Source organism: Cellulomonas chitinilytica, assembly GCF_016862675.1.
GTDB lineage: Bacteria > Actinomycetota > Actinomycetes > Actinomycetales > Cellulomonadaceae > Cellulomonas > Cellulomonas chitinilytica.
This window is the reverse complement of record NZ_BONK01000008.1, coordinates 145,438-162,476: the sequence shown is the minus strand read 5'-3', so window position 1 is coordinate 162,476 and position 17,039 is coordinate 145,438. Positions and strand designations below refer to the sequence as shown.

Here is a 17,039-nt window from a genome sequence, read left to right as displayed (position 1 = left end):
GTGCTCACGGACGAGCGGGCCGGCCTGCCGCCCTCGGTCGGTCAGACGCGCTCGGCGTCCAGCAGCCGGGTGCGCAGCCGCAGCATCGCGGCCGTGTGCATCTGCGAGATCCGCGACTCCGTGACACCGAGCACGCGGCCGATCTCCGCGAGCGTCATGCCCTCGTAGTAGTAGAGGACGACGACGATGCGCTCCCGCTCGCCGAGCTGCTCGATCGCACGGGCCAGCAGGTACTTCGTCTCGGCGGCGTCGATCGCCCCCGCCGGGTCGAGCGTGCGCTCGTCACCCAACGTGTCACCCAGCGAGGCACCGCCAGGACGGTCGTCGCCGCCACCGAGCAGCTCGTCGAGTGCCGCCACGTTCACGGTCGCGAGCTGCGAGAAGACCGCACGCAGCTCCCCGACCGACATCTCCAGGTGCGCCGCCGCCTCCTGCTCGGTCGGGGCGCGGTGCAGCGTCGCCTCGAGCTCGGCGTAGGCACGGTCGACCGCACGGGCCTTCGTGCGGACCGACCGGGGCACCCAGTCCATCGCCCGCAGCTCGTCGATGATCGCCCCGCGGATGCGGGAGGACGCGTACGACTCGAACTTCACCGCGCGGTCGGTCTGGTACTTCTCGATCGCGTCGATCAGGCCGAACATGCCGTACGACACGAGGTCGGCCTGCTCGACCGTGCTCGGCAGCCGCATCCCGACACGGCCCGCGACGGCGGACACCAGCGGCGCGTAGTGCAGGATCAGGCTCTCCCGAGCACGCGCAGCACCCGTCGACTTGAACGCGTCCCACATCGCGGCGACGTCCGGGTCGTCGAAGACGGCGCCGCGCTGCGACGGCACTCCCTCGAGCACGAGCTCGAGGTCCGCGTCGAGCACGGCGACGTCGCCGTCCTCCCCGAGGTCCGAGGCGTCGGAAGCGATGCGCTGCTGCGGGATCACGCCCTCGGCGGCGGTGCCCGCAAAGCGGGCGCTCAGGACGTGGACCGCATCGAGTGAGGACGCCATCGTCGACTCCGTTCGTACCTTCATGCGCGGGGGTGCGCCAGTTCGAATGCCGAGCGGAGCCGCTCGGCCGAGACATGGGTGTAACGCTGCGTCGTGGCGAGGCTCGCGTGGCCGAGGAGCTCCTGCACGCTGCGCAGGTCGGACCCGCCGTCGAGCAGGTGGGTCGCCGCGGTGTGGCGCATCCCGTGCGGGGCGACGTCCTCGACACCGGCGAGGGCCGCCGCGTCGTGCACCGTCGCCCGGACCTGACGCTGGTCGACCCGACCGCCACGACGACCGAGCAGCAGCGCCGGCGGGGAGTCGGGACGCGCGAGGAGGGGCCGGCCACGCTGCAACCAGGCGGACACCGCGATGCGTGCAGGCCGGCCGAACGGGACGACGCGCTCCTTGTCGCCCTTGCCGACGACGCGGATCAGGCGCTCGTCGAGGTCGATGTCGTCGACGTCGGCACCGCAGAGCTCGCCGACCCGCACACCGGTCGCGTAGAGCAGCTCGAGCGCCGCCCAGTCCCGCAGGTGCGCCGGCTCGTCGTCCTGCGCACGGTCCCGAGCGGCGTCGATCATCCGCGCCACCGGTCCCAGCTGGAGAACCGTCGGCAGCAGCTGCGAGACGCGCGCCGTCGCGAGGCGCAGCGAAGGGTCCTGCTCGATGAGGCCGTGGTGCACGGCCCACGCGAAGAAGGTCCGGACCGCCGCGCTCCGGCGTGCGATCGTCGACCGGCTGCGGCGCGCCTGCGCCATCGACGCCAGCCACGCCCGCAGCACACCCAGGTCGACCGCACCCAGCGAGTCGCGGCCGTGCCGGGAGGCGTAGGCGAGCATCTGCTCGACGTCGCCGAGATATGCCCGCACGGTGTGCTCGGAACATCCCCGCTGCGCGCTCAGATATGCCGAGAAATCACCGAGCAGGCGCGCACGAGATGCGCCCGTCAGAGTGACCTCGGTCATGTTCATGGGCCTACGGTGACCTGAAACACATCACATAAACAAGCGGGACTCTCACCCAAGAGGCCTAGTCACGGGGGATTCCGCCGTGCATGTCCGATTCGCGGGCCATGAATTCCGTCGAACGAACCTCTTTTCACCCGCTGTGCGGCTCACCCTCGCGTCCCCATGCGCCAGCCGGCACTCGAACGTACGGCCGAACCGTCGAGCTCGAGCAGTCCCAGCGCGGCTCGCGCCTCCGCCGTCGTCACTCCCGCGGAGGACGCGACCGTCGCCAGATCGGTCGGAACCCGGCGAGGGAGCGCCTCGAGCACGCGGCGAGTCACAGGGTCGAGGCCGTCACCCGGTCGTGGCGCCTCGACCCGTTCGTCGACGAGGTCGCACCCAGCGCTGCCGGCGAGCTCGGCGACCTCGTCGGCATCCGTGACGCACACCGCGATCCCGTCACGCAGGAGCCGATGACATCCCGCGGACGCCGCCGAGGTGACCGGCCCCGGCACCGCCCCGACCGGCCGCAGCAGCCGCGCGGCGTGGTGAGCCGAGCTCATCGCCCCGGAACGCCACGCCGCCTCGACGACGACCGTCGCCCTGCTCCCCGCCGCGATCAGCCTGTTGCGCTGCAGGAACCGGCTCTTCGTCGGCACCCGGCCCGGACCGAGCTCCGCGACCACCGACCCGCCTGCGCCGACGACCGCCTCGAAGAGCCGCGCGTTGCCGAGCGGGTAGGCCCGGTCGACACCCCCGGCGAGCACGACGCTCGTCGCGCCACCGGCCGAGAGCGCCCCCCGGTGCGATGCCGCGTCAACGCCGTACGCGCCGCCCGACACGACCGTCACGCCCCGCGCGCCCAGGCTCTCCGCGAGGTCGAACGCGACGCGCTCGCCGTAAGTGGTCGCCGCCCTCGACCCGACGAGCGCGACACCACGCCGCCAGGCCCGGGCGAGATCGGGAACGCCGCGGACCCACAAGCAGAAAGGACGCTCGTCGCCGAGGTCGTCGAGCCCGACAGGCCATCGGGCGTCGTCCGGGACGAGGACGGAACCGCCCATGCGGGTCAGCACCTCGAGGTCGCGCTCGGGCTCGACGGTCGGCAGTCGCGTCGCCCATCGCCGCACGGAACGCTCGAGCCGGCCGCGCTGCGCGGTCGGCAGCGGACCGACGCGCTCCTCCAGCGGGCCCCACGGCACCGGCCGGTCGTCGCCCGACAAGCTGAGCCACTCGAGTGCGTCCGCGGGACCGAGCGCCCTGACCAGCGCCCCGGCGATCCGGTCGCCGGGCTCGGCGAGCCCGCTCCATGCGACCCGCGCCTTCAGCTCGCGGTCAGCGACGTCCGGCAGCGGACCGATGCGCGGCTCGGCCACCGCCGGCGCAGCGACAGGCGGTCCGGCCACCGCCGGCGAACCGACACGTGGTCCGGCCACGGCCGGCGGACCGAGATGTGGTCCGACCACCGGCGGCGAACCGACACGTGGTCCGGCCACCGCCGGCGGGCGGACACGTGGTCCGGCCACCGCCGGCGGACGGACATGCGGTTCAGCCTCGGTCGGCGTACCGACGGGCGGCGTGGCGGCGGTCGTCATGCGCCGTGCCCGCGAGTGCGCAGGAGCAGCGCCTGCCCGACGTCCGTCCGCGCCGGCGCGTCCCGGCCGGCGAGGTCGGCCAGCGTCCACGCGACGCGCAGCACCCGGTCGACGCCACGCAGGCTGAGCGTCCCCCGGTCGACGGCGCGGTCGAGCTCGGTCGTGAGCGACCGGTCGGCGCCCAGGCGGGCGCGCAGCCACGCGCCAGGCACCTCCGCGTTCGTGCGCCACGGCGTTCCGGAGAGCCTCACCGCCTGAGCGGCCCGGCAGGCTGCGACGCGTGCCGCCACGGCGGCGGACCGCTCCCCTGCTTCGCCGCCCGGCCGTGCGGGTCCCAGCTCGACCTGCAGGTCGACTCGGTCGAGCAACGGCCCGGAGAGCTTGCCGAAGTACCGGCGGCGCTGCTCCGAGCGACAGGTGCAGCCCAGCCCCTTGCCCACCGCCTTGCCGCACGGGCACGGGTTCGCGGCGAGCACGAGCTGGAACCGCGCCGGGTACCGGGCGGCGCCGGCGGCACGGTGCAGGACGAGCTCACCGTGCTCGAGCGGCTGCCGCAGCGTCTGCAGCACCGCCGTCGTGAACTCCGGCGCCTCGTCGAGGAACAGGACTCCCCGGTGCGCGCGGGACGCCGCACCGGGGCGGGGCACACCCGACCCACCGCCCACCACGCTGGCGGGGGTCGCGGTGTGGTGCGGGTCCTCGAACGGAGGTCGACGGAGCAGACCCTCCCCCGGGTCGAAGGTGCCGGCCACCGAGTGCACGGCCGTGACCTCGACCGCGTCCGCCTCCGAGAGGTCGGGGAGCAGGCCGGGCAGGCGGGCGGCGAGCATCGTCTTGCCGGTCCCGGGCGGGCCGACCATGAGGAGGTGGTGCCCACCGGCGGCGGCCACCTCGAGGCTCTGCCGGGCGTCGGGCTGACCGATCACGTCCGCCAGGTCCAGGCCGGGACGCGGCGCGGACGACGCGTGCTCGGCAGCGACCGGGACGACGTCGGGGACCTCGACGTCGGCGCCGTAGCCGGCTGCGACCTCGGCCAGGCTGTCCGCACCGATCGCCTGCGCGCCGGGCACGAGCTGCGCCTCGGCCAGGTTGCCCCGCGGCACGACGACCCGGGGATGGCCCGCGGCGACCGCGGCGGCGACCGCCGGCAGCACTCCCCGGACGGGCCGCAGCCGTCCGTCGAGGCCGAGCTCGCCGAGGTGGACCACCCCGACGGCGCGCAGCGGGTCCACCGCCTCGGCGCCGGCGAGCATCGCGACGGCGATCGCGAGGTCGAACGTCGACCCGGACTTGGGGAGCGTCGCCGGCGAGAGGTTCACGGTGATCCGCCGCTGCGGCCACGCCAGGCCCGACGACGACACCGCGGCGCGGACACGGTCACGCGACTCCGCCAGCGCCGCATCGGGCAGCCCGACGAGGGTGAACGCCGGCAGCGACGGAGCGAGGTGCGCCTCGACCTCGACGACGTGTCCGCGCAGTCCCACCAGGGCGACGGCGAGCGTCCGACCGAGCACCACTCAGACCACCCCGACGAGGTGCTCGACCTGAGCGGCCCCCTGTCGCGGCAGGAGCACCGCGATGACGTCGACCCGCACCGACGCGGGCCGGGTGTCGTGCGACGCGAGCCACTGCGCTGCAAGACGCCGGACGCGGGCGAGCTTGTGCCGCGTCACCGCCTCGGCGGGGTGGCCGAACGCTGCCGAGCGCCGCGTCTTGACCTCGACGACGACGAGCTCGTCCCCGTCGAGCGCGATCAGGTCGAGCTCACCGGCCACGACCCGCCAGTTCCGCTCGAGCACCTGCCATCCCTGCGCGGTGACGTGCGCCGCAGCCACGTCCTCGCCGTACCGTCCCACCGCGTCCTTCGCACGCACCGGACCACCTCCCGGCACGAGAGTGCCCGGTGGCGGCACGTGGCCGTCGACCTGCGTGCGCGGACGGTGCGGGCTGCGCGCCGGCGCCGGGCTGTGGGCGGCTCGCCGAGCGGGGCGCCGCTACCGACCGAAGCCGGCGCTGCCACCGAGGTCGAGCTCCGCCTTCGCGAGCTCCTCGACGTTCACGTCCTTGAACGTGACGACACGCACCGACTTCACGAACCGCGCCGACCGGTACACGTCCCACACCCACGCGTCCGCGAGGCTCAGCTCGAAGTACACCTCGCCCGCGGCGGACCGCACCTGCAGGTCCACCTGGTTCGCGAGGTAGAACCGGCGCTCCGTCTCGACGACGTACGAGAAGAGCCCCACGACGTCCCGGTACTCACGGTAGAGCGCGAGCTCCATGTCGGTCTCGTAGTTCTCCAGGTCCTCCGCACTCACCGGGCCATCATCCCCCATGGGCGGCCGTCCGGGGCCGCAGCGCGGCGTTCCCGGAGTGCCGTCAGTCCGTGTCGTCCGACTCCGCCCGGTCCGTCACGTCGTCCAGGTCGAGGTCGTCGAAGGTCAGGTCCGACTCGTCGTCGCCGGGCACGAGCCCGTCGTCGTCGAGGCCGACGCCGGGCAGTCGCCACGAGCGTCGGTGCAGCTCGCTGGGGCCGAGCTCGCGGAGCGCGGCCAGGTGGTCCGGCGACGCGTAGCCCTTGTTCTCGTCCCACCGGTACGCGGGGTGGTGTGGGGCCAGCCCGACCATGAGCGCGTCCCGCTCGCACTTGGCCAGCACGCTGGCCGCCGCGACGCTCGCGCACGTCCGGTCCGCCTTGACGCGCATGCGGACGCGCGGCACGGGCGCCGCGACGACGTCCTCGACGGCGGCGAACAGGTCCGGCACCGCGGCGGGCGGGGTCAGCCAGTCGTGCGAACCGTCGAGGAGCACGACGTCCACGTGGCCGACGACCTCGACGACCGCCGACAGGGCCCGGGACCCCGCGAGCCGCAACGCCGCGATGATGCCCAGGTCGTCGATCTCCGCCGCGCTCGCGTGGCCCACGGCCCGCGCCAGGCCCCAGCGACCGAGAGCGGGCAGCAGGGCCGTCCGGGCGGCCGGCGTCAGGAGCTTCGAGTCCGCGACGCCACGCGGCGCGGACCGGGTGCCCGCGTCGACCACGACGACTCCGACGCTGACCGGCCCGGCCAACGAGCCGCGGCCCACCTCGTCCATCCCCGCGACGAGCGTCGCGCCCTCACGCAGGAGCAGGCGCTCGTGCCGCAGGTGCGGTCCAGGGCGGGTGACGGGCCGTGCGGCCGTCCGGGAGCGCGTCCCGGGCGTGCGGACCGGTCCCGGCTCGTCGACCGTGCCGGGACCGACGGGGTCGACGGTCAGGGTCATGACGGGTCAGGCACGTCCTCGAAGGTCGCCTTCGGGTTGCGCAGGATCGTGGCCCGGTCCAGCGGCCACACGGTGACGAACGCGACGCCGACGACGTTCTTGATCGGCACGGAGCCGCCACCGGGCTTGCCCTGGTTCCAGCGCGAGTCCGCGGAGTGCTGCCGGTTGTCGCCCATGACCCACAGACTGTTCGCCGGCACGACGACGTCGAACGTCATGTCGCTCGGCACCGCGCCCGGCGCCAGGTAGGGCTCGTCGAGCGGGACTCCGTTGACGGTGATCGGCTGCCCGACCTCGGCGCACGCCACGTGGTCGCCCGGGAGCCCGATGACCCGCTTCACGAGGTGCTCGCCGGCGTCCTGCGGGTACAGGCCGACCCACGTCAGCGCGTCGTTGACCACCCGACGCACCCCGACGGCGTCCGCCTCGCCGCCCGGCGGCAGCCAGCCCCCCGGGTCCTTGAACACGACGATGTCGCCGCGGTGCAGGTCGAACGGGCCGGGAGTCAGCTTGCTCACGAGGATGCGGTCGTCCTCGATCAGCGTGTCGTGCATCGACGGGCTCGGGATGAAGAAGGCCTGCACGAGGAACGTCTTCACGACGAGCGACAGCACCAGCGCGCTGACGAGGATGATCACGGTCTCGCGCAGCATCGCCATCGCGCCGCTGCGGGGCTTCGACTCGGCGTGCCGGTGCGAGGCGGTCCGACGCGACCGCCGGCCCTCGGGCTGCTCCGGCTGCTCCGGCGGCGTGGTCGCGCCGTGCGGGACGTCGCCCGACGCCGCGGGACCGGCCGGTGCGGCACCGCCGATCGCGGGCCAGGTGAAGGGCCTCGTCGGGTCCTCGATGTCCTCGGACGGGCGCTCGATCACCCGCACACTCTCGCACGCGGGCGCCGTCCGCGGGTAACGAACCACCATGCGGTACCGCCCAGAACGGACATTCACAGAAAGCGACGGGCGGCCACCCTCAGGGTGACCGCCCGTCGACGTGCGGAGAAAGGCTCAGGCCTTCTTCGCGGGGACGCTCTCGCGCTTCTCCTTGATCTTGGCCTTCTTGCCGCGGAGCTTGCGCAGGTAGTACAGCTTCGCGCGACGGACGTCACCGCGGGTGACGACCTCGATCGAGTCCAGCGTCGGGGAGTGCACGGGGAACGTGCGCTCCACGCCGACCTGGAAGCTGATCTTGCGGACCGTGAACGTCTCACGGACGCCGTCGCCCTGACGGGCGATGACGACACCCTGGAACGCCTGGATGCGGGAGCGGTTGCCCTCGACGACCTTGACGTTGACCTTCAGGGTGTCCCCGGGGCGGAAGTCCGGGATGTCGCTGCGCAGCGAGGCTGCGTCGAGCTGGTCGAGCGTGTGCATGGTGAGTCACTTCCCCGCCCTGCCACAGGTCAGGAACGTCGTCGAGGGCGCCGCGCACCACGGTGCAGGCGTCCCGATGGTCTGGTCCGGTGCGTTCGGGGACAGGTCGTGGACCTGTTCTCTGTGGTCGTGGGTCGTCTCCCCTGTGGCAGAGACGCGACCGGCGCGCACCAACGGGCAAGTCTGCCACAGCGGGAGCGCACGCCACCAATCCGGGGCTGCGGCCGCCGGCGCCCGCAGCCGGGCGCGCACCCGGTCGAGGGTCAGGGTCCGACGAGCCGGCCGTCCTGCGCGACCCACCCGAGCTCCGCCAGCGTCGCGAGATCGGCACGGTCCAGCGCCGCGACGTCGAGCGCTGCCACGAGGTCCGGCCGGCGCCCCGCGGTCCGGCGCAGCGCCTGGTCGCGCCGCCACCGGGCGATGCGACCGTGATGACCGGACAGGAGGACGTCGGGCACGTCGAGCCCCGCCCACTGCGGCGGCTTCGTGTACACGGGGTACTCCAGGAGGCCCGCAGCGCCGTGCGACTCCTCCACGAGCGACTCCGGGTTCCCCACGACCCCGGGGAGCAGCCGTGCGACGGCCTCGACGAGCACGAGCGCCGCGACCTCACCGCCGTTGAGCACGTAGTCACCGATCGAGAACTCGCTGACCCGGACCCCCGGTCGCGCCCGGTAGTGCTCCGCGACCCGGGCGTCGATGCCCTCGTACCGGCCGCACGCCACCACGAGGTGCTGCTCCTCGGCGAGACGCTCGGCGGTCCGCTGCGTCAGCGGTGCGCCCGACGGGGTCGGCACCAGCAGGTGCGCACCGTCGTCGAGCACGGAGTCCAGCGCGGTCCCCCACACGTCGGGCCGCATCACCATGCCGGCACCCCCGCCGAACGGGGTGTCGTCGACGGTGCGGTGCCGGTCCGTGGTCCAGTCCCGCAGGTCGTGCACCCGCAGGTCGAGCAGCCCGCCCGTGCGCGCCTTGCCCACGAGCGAGAGGTCCAGCGGTGCGAGGTAGTCGGGGAAGATCGAGACGACGTCGATGCGCACGTCAGTCCTCGGCACCCGGCTCGTGGTCCGGCTCGCCCCGCGTCTCGTCCGAGACCACGAGGTTCTCGGCGTCGGACGCGAGCAGGCCGCCCGGCGGGTCCAGCACGACACGGCCGCCGGGGACGTCCACGACGGGCACGATGGCCCGCACGAACGGGACCAGCGTGCGGGCCCCGTCGGGCTCGCGCAGGACGAGGACGTCGTGCGCGGGCAGGTGCTGCAGGCCGACGATCTCGCCGAGCACCCGTCCGTCCGTCGACTCCGCCCGCAGGCCGGCGAGCTCGTGCGGGTACCACGCGTCCTCGTCATCGTCCACGCTCGCCTCGGCGACCAGCTCGACGCCGCGCAGCCCCTCCGCCGCCGTCCGGTCGGCGATCTCCTCGAACGTCACGTGCCACCGCCCCTGCTGGACCCGGGTCCGGGCCACGGTGAGCGGCCCGGCCGACGCCGGCTCGGTCTGCAGGCGCGTGCCGACGGCCAGCCGGTCCTCGGGAGCGTCGGTCCGCAGGTCGAGCGCGACCTCCCCGCGCAGGCCGTGCGCACGGCCGATCCGCGCGACGGTGAGCAGCATGGGGATCCTCTCGGGAGGGACGGGATGACGGCGAAGGCCCGGCCCCAGGGTACGGGGCCGGGCCTTCGTGAAGCCTGGACGGGCGAACCCGTCAGCGGCGGTCGACGTCCACGACGTCGATGCGGACCGCGCCGTCCGGCGACAGCGCGCCGACGACCGTGCGCAGGGCCCGGGCGGTGCGCCCGCCGCGCCCGATGACGCGACCGAGGTCCTCGGGGTGCACCCGCACCTCGAGAAGCTCACCGCGACGCAACGACGAGGCGTTCACCCGCACGTCGTCCGGGTGGTCGACGATGCCCCGCACCAGGTGCTCCAGCGCGTCGGCGAGCATCAGGCCTGCTCGTCCTCGGTGGCCTCGACCTCGGCGTCAGCGGCGGCCTCGGCCGGAGCCTCGACAGCGGCGGCCTTCTTCTCCGACGCCTTCGCCTTGACCTTCTCGGCGTCCGCGGCGGCGGCCTCGATGGCGGCCTTCGGGTCGACCTTGTCGCCCTTGGTCCGCAGGGTGCCCTCGGCGCCCGGCAGGCCCTTGAACTTCTGCCAGTCACCCGTGATCTTGAGGAGCACGGCGACCTGCTCGGTCGGCTGCGCGCCGACGCCGAGCCAGTACTGGGCACGGTCGGAGTTGACCTCGATGAACGAGGGCTCCTCGGTGGGGTGGTACTTGCCGATCTCCTCGATCACGCGACCGTCGCGCTTGGTGCGCGAGTCGGCGACGACGATGCGGTAGTACGGCGCACGGATCTTGCCGAGACGCTTGAGACGGATCTTGGTGGCCACGGTGTGGTCTTCTCCTGAGGTCTGCTGTGGTGGTCTCTCGGCGCTCGCCCCGTGGGGTGGGGCGCGCCGGTCTGACCGAGGACACGACGGGCGCAGGTAGAGGGGCTGCATCCGTCGGGTACAGCGGACCATTGTGCCAGATCGCGCAGGGCGGCCCAACCACGACGACCACCGGCGGCGCGTCAGCCCGTCGTCGTCGGGACGCCCCGCAGGACGACCGCGGTCGGGTGCCCGAGCACCTCGATCTGCGCCCGCGGGTCGGCACCGTAGACGACGACGTCGGCGCTCGCCCCCTCCTCGAGCCCGGGAGCACCGAGCCACGCACGCGTCCGCCAGCTCGCTGCCGCCACGACGTCTCGCGCAGGGATGCCCGCCCGGACGAGCTCCGCCGCCTCGTCGGCGATCCGGCCATGACCGATCGTGCCGCCCGCGTCGGTCCCCACGAGCACCGGGACACCGGCCTCGTGCAGGCTCCGCACGAGGTCGTAGCGGTGGGCGTGCAGGGCGCGCATCCGGGCAGCGAACCGCGGGTAGCGGTCGGCTCCCTGGGCGGCGATCGACTCGAACTGCGCGATCTGCAGGAGCGTCGCGGTGACCGGGATGCCCGCCGCCGCGATCCGGTCGACCTGGTCCGGGGTCGCGCCGGTCGCGTGCTCGAGGCAGTCGACACCGGCGTCGAGGAGGTCGTCGAGCGACTCGGTGGCGAACGTGTGCGCCGTGACCCGGGCCCCGGCGGCGTGCGCCGCGGCGACCGCCTCGACGAGCACCTCGCGGGGCCACAGGGGGCGCAGGTCGCCGTCGGTGCCGAGGTCGCGGTCGATCCAGTCGGCGACGAGCTTGACCCAGCCGTCGCCGCGCGCGGCCTCCTCGCGGACGGCGGCCGGCAGGTCGGCGACCGACGCGAGCTCGCGGCCGTAGTTCCGCAGGTAACGCTTCGGCAGGGCCAGGTGGCGGCCGGCGCGGATCAGCCTCGGCAGGTCGTCCCGGTCGTGCACCCAGCCGGTGTCGGCCGGCGAACCGGCGTCGCGCACGAGCAGGACGCCCGAGTCGCGGTCCGCCAGCGCCTGCTTCTCCGCGGTCCCGTCGTCGACCGGGCCGTCGGCAGCGAGGCCGATGTGGCAGTGCACGTCGACGAGACCGGGCAGCACCCAGCCCTCGAGGACGGCGGTGACCGGGGCGGCCGGACGTGCGAACGTCAGCCGGTCCCCCACCACCCACGCCTCGCCGACCTCACGCTCGTCGTCGAGGACGACGGTGCCGCGCAGGTGCAGGACGGACACGGGTCAGCGACCGAGGAACTTGTCCAGCCCCGCGGGCAGCTGCAGGGCCGACGGGTCGACCTGCTCCGGCTCCTGCGGTGCACCGAGCCCGAACGCCGAGCCGGGGGCGCTCGCCGGGGCCGCCGCCGAACGGTCGAGCGCGGCGCGCTCCTGCTCGGCCCGCTTCGCGGGGTTGCCGGACTTGCCCTTGGCGCGACGAGGGGCAGGCGCGGCGACCCGGCCGCGGGACTTCTTGCCGGTGCCCGGGAGGCTGCCCATCCCCGGCATGCCCGGCATCGCGCCGCCCTTGGCCATGTGGCGCATCATCTTCTGGGCGCTGTCGAACCGCTCGATGAGCTGGTTGATGTCCGTGACGGTGGTGCCGGAGCCCTTGGCGATGCGCGAGCGGCGCGAGCCGTTGATGATCTTGGGGTTGTGCCGCTCGGCGGGCGTCATCGACTGGATCATCGCCTCGATGCGGTTGACCTCCTTCTCGTCGAACGAGTCGATGGCCTCCCGCATCTGGCCCATGCCGGGGAGCATGCCGAGCATGTTCTTCAGCGGGCCGAGCTTGCGCAGCTGCTGCATCTGGACGAGGAAGTCGTCGAGCGTGAAGTCCTGGCCGGAGGTGATCTTGCCGACCATCTTCTCGGCCTGCTCGGCGTCGAACGCCTTCTCGGCCTGCTCGATGAGCGTGAGGACGTCACCCATGTCGAGGATGCGCGACGCCATCCGGTCCGGGTGGAACACCTCGAAGTCGGTGAGCTTCTCGCCCGTGCTCGCGTAGAGGATCGGCTTGCCGGTGACCGACGTGACGGACAGCGCCGCACCGCCGCGGGCGTCGCCGTCGAGCTTCGAGAGCACGACGCCCGTGAAGCCGACGCCGTCGGCGAACGCCTGCGCCGTCGTCACCGCGTCCTGGCCGATCATCGCGTCGATGACGAACAGGATCTCGTCGGGCTCGACCGCGTCGCGGATGTCCGACGCCTGGCGCATGAGCTCCGCGTCGACACCCAGCCGGCCGGCCGTGTCGACGATGAGGACGTCGTGCTGCTTGGTCCGGGCCGTCTCGAGGCCCTGACGGGCGACCGCGACCGGGTCGGCGCCGAACGGCATGACGTCGTCCGAGCCCTGGTTTCCCGGGTGCGGCGCGAACACCGGCACGCCGGCGCGCTCGCCGACGACCTGCAGCTGCGTGACCGCGTTCGGCCGCTGCAGGTCCGCCGCGACGAGGAGCGGGGTGTGCCCCTGCGACTTGAGGTGCAGCGCGAGCTTGCCCGCGAGGGTCGTCTTGCCGGCACCCTGCAGGCCCGCGAGCAGGATGACCGTCGGCGGCCGCTTCGCGAACGTCAGCGGGCGCGTCTGGCCGCCGAGGATCGCGACGAGCTCCTCGTTGACGATCTTCACGACCTGCTGGGCAGGGTTGAGCGCGCCGGACACCTCGACCGACAGCGCGCGCTCGCGGACCGCGCCCGTGAACGAGCGGACGACCGGGACCGCCACGTCGGCGTCGAGCAGCGCACGACGGATCTCGCGCACGGTCGCGTCGATGTCCGCCTCGGACAGACGGCCCTTGGTGCGCAGGTTCTTGAAGGTCGACGTCAGTCGGTCGGACAGGGTGGCGAACACCGGGCGGTCCTCACACGTCAGGGATCACGGACGGTCCAGGGTACCTGCCAGCGTGCGCCGGGCCCGTGCGGCGAGGTCGTCGACGAGCGTGCCGCGCCACGCGCTCCACGCCGCAGGCCCGGCGGCGGACGCGTCCGCCTCCGTGAGGGCACGCAGCACCTCGAGCAGGTCGGCCCGGTGGTCGACCGCGTCGAGCAGGCGGGCGAGCGTCGCCGGGTCGTCGGGGTCGGCCGTCGTGGCGAGGTCCACGAGCGTGAGGTGCTCCCGGACCAGGCGGGCGACGTCCGCCGCCACGTCCTCGCCGAAGCCCATGCGGACCACGATCGGACCCGCCAGCCGGGCGCCCTCGACGGAGTGGTCGCCGGCCCCGGCCCGCTTGCCGATGTCGTGCAGCAGCGCCGCGAGCAGCAGCGTGTCCCCGAGCTCGACCTCGCGGCGGACCCGGCCCGCCCGGGCGACCGTCTCGACGAGGTGCCGGTCCACGGTGTGCCGGTGCACGGGCGACCGCTGCGGCCGGTTCCGCACCGCCGCCCACTCCGGGATCCACGTCGTCACCACACCGGCCAGGTCGAGCGCCTCCCAGATCGGCACCTGGGCCTGCTCCGAGCCGAGGAGCTGCAGCAAGTAGGTCCGCGCGACCTTCGGCCACGGCGTCGGCAGCGGCGGTGTCGCCGTCAGGCTCGCGACCGTCACCGGCGACAGGGCCAGACCGGTGCGGGCCGCGGTCGCCGCCGCGCGCAGCGACAGCAGCGGGTCGTCGGCGGGTCGGGCGTCCACCGCCAGCACGATCTCGCCGTCGTGCTCGACGAGGTCCTCCGCGATGGCACGCAGCCGCGGCGCCGTCCGCCGGCCACGCACGAGCACGGGCTTGCGGGCCGGGCGCTGCAGCGCCTGGCGGGCGTTGCGGGCCGTCGTGTCAAGGGCGTACGAGATGACCCGTCCCGCCTCCGCGATGCTCGCCACGAGGTCGTCGCGGTCGTCGAAGCCGACGAGCGCCGCGACCTCGTCCTGGTCGGCGAGCAGCAGGCGGTTCGTGTGCCGCCGCGTCGCGACCTGCACCGTGTCGCGCACGTCGAGCAGGTGCGCGTACGCGCTGTCGACGGCCCCGTGCGGTCGGTCCGTGAGCCAGGTCGCCGCGAGCGCGCTGAGGACGACCGCGTCGCGGATCCCGCCGCGGGCCTCCTTGAGCTCGGGCTCCAGCAGGTACGCGAGCTCGCCGTGGCGGTCCGCGCGCTGGCGCGTCGAGCCGAGCAGCTCCGGCAGCCGCCGGCGGGCCGCGTCGCGCCAGTCCTCCAGCAGGGCGGACCTCGCCCGGGCGATCACGACCGCGTCGCCCGCGACCGGCTGCAGGTCGAGCAGGCCGACCGCCGCCGGCAGGTCCTTGGACGCGACCTGGCGGCACTGCGCGAGCGAGCGCACCGAGTGGTCGAGGTCGAGCCCGGCGTCCCAGATCGGGTACCAGAGCCGTTGCGCGATCGCCTGGAGCTGCTCGGGCGGGTGTCCCCGCCCCTCGTGCACGAGCAGGAGGTCGAGGTCGCTCACGGGGCTCGCGTCGCCGCGCCCGATGCTCCCGACGGCGCCGAGCGCGACTCCGGAGACGTCCTCGCCCTCCGTCGCCTCCTCCCAGAGCTCGGCGAGGCGGGCGCGGACGAGCTCGACGATCGCGGTGCGACGGGCGACCCCGTCGGCGTGCGGGCCCGTCAGGCGGGCCGCGAGCTCGAGCCGCTCGGCACGCAGGTCCCGCACCCCGGTGGTGTCGGGGTGCGGGACCTCGGTCGAACCGTGCTCGGCCGCGCCCCCCGCGGGCGGCCGTTGCTGTGTCATGCGGTGCGTGCGACCGTCCTGGTCAGAGCGCGTCGTCGCCGTGCTCGCCGGTGCGGACGCGAGCCACGTCCTCGACCGGCACGACCCAGACCTTGCCGTCGCCGATCTTGCCGGTCTGCGCCGCCTTGATGACGACCTCGGTGACGCCGTAGGCGTCCTCGTCGGCCACCAGGACGTCGATCTTGACCTTCGGCACGAGGTCCACGGTGTACTCCGCGCCGCGGTAGACCTCCGTGTGACCGCGCTGACGGCCGTAGCCGCTCGCCTCGCTCACCGTGAGACCGCGCACACCGGCGGCCTCGAGGGCCGACTTCACGTCATCCAGCCGGTGCGGCTGGATGACCGCCGTCACGAGCTTCGTCATCAGTTCACCTCCGTCAGGACCCGGGAACCGTCCAGGGTCTCGTACGCCGTCTCGCCGTGCAGTGCCAGGTCGACCCCGGAGACCTCGTCCTCCTCGCTCACCCGCAGGCCGGTGACGGCCTTGATGATGCTGCCGATGACGTACGTCAGCACGAAGGAGAACACGACAGCGATCGCGGCGACCAGGATCTGCGTGATCAGCTGCGTCGCACCGCCACCGTAGAGGAGGCCGTTCTGCGCACCGTCGGGGTACCAGCCGCCCTGCTTGTTCGTGGCCAGGAGACCGATCAGGACGGTGCCCGTGATGCCACCGACCAGGTGGACGCCGACCACGTCGAGCGCGTCGTCGAAGCCGAACTTGAACTTCAGGCCGACGGCCAGGGCGCAGACCGTGCCGGCGATGGCGCCGATCGCGATGGCGCCGAACGAGTCGACCGCCGCGGCGGCCGGCGTGATCGCGACCAGACCTGCGACGACACCCGAGGCGGCACCGAGCGACGTGGCGTGCCCGTCGCGGATCTTCTCCGTCACGAGCCAGGTGAGCATCGCGGCGCAGGTGGCGACGAACGTGTTGATCCACGCGCGGCCCGCGGTGCCGTCGGCGGCGAACTCGGAGCCGGCGTTGAAGCCGAACCAGCCGACCCACAGGAGCGCGGCGCCGAGCATCACGTACGGCAGGTTGTGCGGGCGGATCGGGGACGTCGGCCAGCCCTTGCGACGACCGAGCAGGAGCGCGAGCGCGAGGCCTGCGGCACCGGCGTTGATGTGCACGACCGTGCCGCCGGCGAAGTCGATCGGCGTGGAGAGCCACTCGGAGACCTTGCCGCCGACACCGAGGAAGCCACCGCCCCACACCATGTGGGCGAGCGGGAAGTACACCGCGGTGACCCACACGACCGTGAACGCGATCCAGCTGCCGAACTTGATCCGGTCCGCGATCGCGCCCGAGATCAGCGCGACCGTGATGACGGCGAACGTCGCCTGGAACGCGACGGCGACGAGCGCAGGCACGCCGGACGCCGCCATCAGGCTCTTGTCGTCCGTCAGACCGACGAGGCCGAAGTACTCGAACGGGTTGTCGACGAACTGGCCGACGCCGGTGGTGCTCCCACCGAACGTCATCGAGTACCCGTACAGGATCCAGACGAGGCCGACGGTCCCGACCGCGATGAAGTTCATCATCAGCATGTTGAGGACCGACTTGCCGCGGACCATGCCCCCGTAGAAGAACGCCAGGGCCGGCACCGTCATCATGAGGACGATCACGGACGAGATGAGCATCCAGGCCGTGTTGCCGGTGTCCAAGGTGAAGTCCATCGTTCACTTCTCCACTCTCCGACCGGGCGGCCGGACGTGGACAACATTCGGGGAGGCCGGTTACTCGCGAACACGTGCGGCGTTACGGGCGTGTGACAAG

General features: G+C 73.4%; 18 protein-coding genes. All 18 read right to left on the bottom strand.

The annotated features are described in order from the left end of the window. Window positions 1-41: 41 nt before the first annotated feature. Entirely contained in the window at window positions 42-1,001 is a 960-nt protein-coding gene (gene whiG, locus Cch01nite_RS12880) for an RNA polymerase sigma factor WhiG (RefSeq protein WP_239070447.1), read from the bottom strand. Between the two features lie 20 nt (window positions 1,002-1,021). Further along, on the bottom strand, window positions 1,022-1,954 hold the full coding sequence (locus tag Cch01nite_RS12875) for a tyrosine recombinase XerC (protein WP_308439251.1): 933 nt from the start codon (window positions 1,952-1,954) through the stop codon (window positions 1,022-1,024). Between the two features lie 143 nt (window positions 1,955-2,097). Beyond that, complete coding sequence (dprA, locus tag Cch01nite_RS12870) at window positions 2,098-3,336, bottom strand: DNA-processing protein DprA (RefSeq protein WP_239070444.1); 1,239 nt, start codon at window positions 3,334-3,336, stop codon at window positions 2,098-2,100. Window positions 3,337-3,521: 185 nt separating this feature from the next. Beyond that, the gene (locus Cch01nite_RS12865) at window positions 3,522-5,042 is read right to left on the bottom strand and encodes a YifB family Mg chelatase-like AAA ATPase (protein WP_203754957.1); all 1,521 of its coding nucleotides are present in this window, start codon (window positions 5,040-5,042) and stop codon (window positions 3,522-3,524) included. After that, entirely contained in the window at window positions 5,043-5,399 is a 357-nt protein-coding gene (locus Cch01nite_RS12860; RefSeq protein WP_203754954.1) for a YraN family protein, read from the bottom strand. It abuts the gene before it with no gap. A gap of 120 nt (window positions 5,400-5,519) precedes the next feature. Next, window positions 5,520-5,843 (bottom strand): DUF2469 domain-containing protein, encoded by a 324-nt coding sequence (locus Cch01nite_RS12855; RefSeq protein WP_203754951.1) that lies wholly within the window; start codon window positions 5,841-5,843, stop codon window positions 5,520-5,522. A 61-nt stretch (window positions 5,844-5,904) separates the two neighbouring features. Next, window positions 5,905-6,789, bottom strand: a complete 885-nt coding sequence (rnhB, locus tag Cch01nite_RS12850; protein ID WP_203754948.1) for a ribonuclease HII — start codon at window positions 6,787-6,789, stop codon at window positions 5,905-5,907. Next, window positions 6,786-7,661 carry a signal peptidase I gene (lepB, locus tag Cch01nite_RS12845; protein WP_239070435.1) on the bottom strand — a complete coding sequence of 292 codons (876 nt, stop codon included), beginning with the start codon at window positions 7,659-7,661 and terminating at the stop codon, window positions 6,786-6,788. The genes rnhB and lepB overlap by 4 nt, the downstream gene beginning before the upstream one ends. A gap of 132 nt (window positions 7,662-7,793) precedes the next feature. Then, on the bottom strand, window positions 7,794-8,159 hold the full coding sequence (gene rplS / locus Cch01nite_RS12840; RefSeq protein ID WP_203754946.1) for a 50S ribosomal protein L19: 366 nt from the start codon (window positions 8,157-8,159) through the stop codon (window positions 7,794-7,796). Between the two features lie 263 nt (window positions 8,160-8,422). Next, complete coding sequence (gene trmD / locus Cch01nite_RS12835; RefSeq protein ID WP_203754944.1) at window positions 8,423-9,199, bottom strand: tRNA (guanosine(37)-N1)-methyltransferase TrmD; 777 nt, start codon at window positions 9,197-9,199, stop codon at window positions 8,423-8,425. A 1-nt stretch (window position 9,200) separates the two neighbouring features. Then, window positions 9,201-9,770 (bottom strand): ribosome maturation factor RimM, encoded by a 570-nt coding sequence (gene rimM, locus Cch01nite_RS12830; RefSeq protein ID WP_203754942.1) that lies wholly within the window; start codon window positions 9,768-9,770, stop codon window positions 9,201-9,203. A gap of 91 nt (window positions 9,771-9,861) precedes the next feature. Further along, a complete protein-coding gene (locus Cch01nite_RS12825; protein ID WP_203754940.1) occupies window positions 9,862-10,101 on the bottom strand; it encodes an RNA-binding protein in 240 nt (79 codons plus the stop codon). After that, window positions 10,101-10,547: a 30S ribosomal protein S16 gene (gene rpsP, locus Cch01nite_RS12820; protein ID WP_203754938.1), complete on the bottom strand. Its 447-nt coding sequence runs from the start codon at window positions 10,545-10,547 to the stop codon at window positions 10,101-10,103. Before rpsP ends, Cch01nite_RS12825 begins: the two co-directional genes overlap by 1 nt. A gap of 182 nt (window positions 10,548-10,729) precedes the next feature. Continuing rightward, window positions 10,730-11,827 (bottom strand): amidohydrolase family protein, encoded by a 1,098-nt coding sequence (locus tag Cch01nite_RS12815; protein WP_203754936.1) that lies wholly within the window; start codon window positions 11,825-11,827, stop codon window positions 10,730-10,732. Between the two features lie 3 nt (window positions 11,828-11,830). After that, window positions 11,831-13,435: a signal recognition particle protein gene (gene ffh, locus Cch01nite_RS12810; RefSeq protein ID WP_203754923.1), complete on the bottom strand. Its 1,605-nt coding sequence runs from the start codon at window positions 13,433-13,435 to the stop codon at window positions 11,831-11,833. A gap of 24 nt (window positions 13,436-13,459) precedes the next feature. After that, window positions 13,460-15,259, bottom strand: coding sequence for a [protein-PII] uridylyltransferase (locus Cch01nite_RS12805; RefSeq protein ID WP_203754920.1), 1,800 nt, complete (start codon window positions 15,257-15,259; stop codon window positions 13,460-13,462). A 22-nt stretch (window positions 15,260-15,281) separates the two neighbouring features. Continuing rightward, window positions 15,282-15,623: a P-II family nitrogen regulator gene (locus tag Cch01nite_RS12800; protein ID WP_203754917.1), complete on the bottom strand. Its 342-nt coding sequence runs from the start codon at window positions 15,621-15,623 to the stop codon at window positions 15,282-15,284. Continuing rightward, entirely contained in the window at window positions 15,623-16,939 is a 1,317-nt protein-coding gene (locus Cch01nite_RS12795; protein ID WP_203754912.1) for an ammonium transporter, read from the bottom strand. The genes Cch01nite_RS12800 and Cch01nite_RS12795 overlap by 1 nt, the downstream gene beginning before the upstream one ends. Window positions 16,940-17,039: the final 100 nt, after the last annotated feature.